The organism is Oharaeibacter diazotrophicus (assembly GCF_004362745.1).
Classification (GTDB): Bacteria; Pseudomonadota; Alphaproteobacteria; order Rhizobiales; family Pleomorphomonadaceae; genus Oharaeibacter; species Oharaeibacter diazotrophicus.
This window is the reverse complement of the sequence record NZ_SNXY01000004.1, coordinates 1-1799: the sequence shown is the minus strand read 5'-3', so window position 1 is coordinate 1799 and position 1799 is coordinate 1. Positions and strand designations below refer to the sequence as shown.

Here is a 1799-nt window from a genome sequence, read left to right as displayed (position 1 = left end):
CTGATGACGGTGGTCAACTACTCCGTCCAGGACACCTTCGGGAACAACGAGTTCTTCTGGGCGGGGACACAGTGGTTCGAGGAGGTGCTCGCCTCCGAGCGCTTCCATCAGGCCCTGATGCGCAACCTGATCTTCTCGGGCCTGATCCTCGCCATCGAGATTCCGCTCGGCATCGTCATCGCCCTCGCCATGCCGAAGAAGGGCTGGGGCGTGCCGGTCTGCCTCGTCACCATGGCGCTGCCGCTCCTGATCCCGTGGAACGTGGTCGGCACGATCTGGCAGGTGTTCGGCCGCGTCGACATCGGTCTGCTCGGCCACACGCTCGAGGCGCTCGGGGTCGACTACAACTACGTCAAGGATCCGGTCGACGCCTGGGTGACGGTGATCGTCATGGACGTCTGGCACTGGACCAGCCTCGTGGTGCTGCTGTGCTACGCCGGCCTCGTCTCGATCCCGGACGCCTACTATCAGGCCGCCAAGATCGACGGTGCCTCGCGCTGGGCGGTGTTCCGTTACATCCAGCTGCCGAAGATGAAGCGCGTCCTCACCATCGCGGTGCTGCTGCGGTTCATGGACAGCTTCATGATCTACACCGAGCCCTTCGTCGTCACCGGCGGCGGCCCGGGCAACTCGACGACCTTCCTGTCGATCGACCTCGTCAAGACCGCGATCGGCCAGTTCGACCTCGGCCCGGCCGCCGCGATGTCGATCATCTACTTCCTCATCATCCTGCTGATGTCGTGGGTCTTCTACACGGTGATGACCACGGCCGACCAGGAGAAGCGGTGACGCCATGACCACAGACGCCACCACCATGCCCCGCGCCAGTGCCGCACCCCGTCGGGACCGGGCCGTCACGCTCGGCCGCGCCCGCTCCGACGGCGCCGCACGGCTGTCGTTCCTGATCCCGACCGCCTATATCGTCTTCCTGATGTTGCCGATCTACTGGCTCGTCAACATGAGCTTCAAGACGAACCAGGAGATCACCGGCACCTTCGCGCTGTGGCCGGCGAATCCGACCCTGCGCAACTACATCGTGATCTTCACCGATCCGTCCTGGTACGGCGGCTATCTCAACTCGCTGCAGTATGTCGGGATGAACACGGTGATCTCGATCGCCGTGGCGCTGCCGGCGGCCTACGCCTTCTCGCGCTACCGCTTCCTCGGCGACAAGCATCTGTTCTTCTGGCTGCTGACCAACCGGATGGCGCCGCCGGCGGTGTTCGCCCTGCCGTTCTTCCAGCTCTACTCGGCCTTCGGCCTGATCGACACGCACATCGCGGTCGCCATCGCGCACTGCCTCTTCAACGTGCCGCTGGCGGTGTGGATTCTGGAAGGCTTCATGTCGGGCGTGCCGAAGGAGATCGACGAGACCGCCTACATCGACGGCTATTCGTTCCCGACGTTCTTCGTAAAGATCTTCACGCCGCTGATCGCGAGCGGCATCGGTGTCGCAGCCTTCTTCTGCTTCATGTTCTCCTGGGTCGAACTGCTGATCGCGCGGACGCTGACGACCACCGATGCCAAGCCGATCGCCGCCACCATGACGCGCACGGTCTCGGCCTCCGGCCTCGACTGGGGCGTGCTGGCGGCCGCCGGCGTGCTGACGATCATCCCGGGCGCGCTCGTGATCTGGTTCGTGCGCAACTACATCGCCAAGGGCTTCGCCCTGGGGAGGGTGTGATGGACTTTTCCTGGATGGCCTGGACGTGGCCGACGGCGATCTTCTTCGTGGTGATCGCGACGCTGATCGCGGGGATGGGCGCGTGGGAGTGGGCGGTGCCGGGTGGCTCGCCGCG

Annotated in this window: 3 protein-coding genes; all 3 read left to right on the top strand. The window is 64.8% G+C overall.

Features of this window, described 5'->3' with window-relative positions; genetic code table 11:
- The coding region (locus tag EDD54_RS00145; protein ID WP_133673936.1) for a carbohydrate ABC transporter permease at nucleotides 1–789 on the top strand (789 nt) is incomplete at its 5' end.
- Between the two features lie 4 nt (nucleotides 790–793).
- On the top strand, nucleotides 794–1684 hold the full coding sequence (locus EDD54_RS00140; protein ID WP_245515600.1) for a carbohydrate ABC transporter permease: 891 nt from the start codon (nucleotides 794–796) through the stop codon (nucleotides 1682–1684).
- Nucleotides 1684–1799: DUF2160 family membrane protein (locus EDD54_RS00135; RefSeq protein WP_245515601.1), on the top strand; the 116-nt coding region annotated here is incomplete at its 3' end. The genes EDD54_RS00140 and EDD54_RS00135, both read left to right, overlap by 1 nt.

Coding starts and splice junctions, on each gene's coding strand:
- EDD54_RS00140 (WP_245515600.1), top strand. CDS start 794: ATGACCACAGACGCCACCACCATGCCCCGCGCCAGTGCCGCACCCCGT.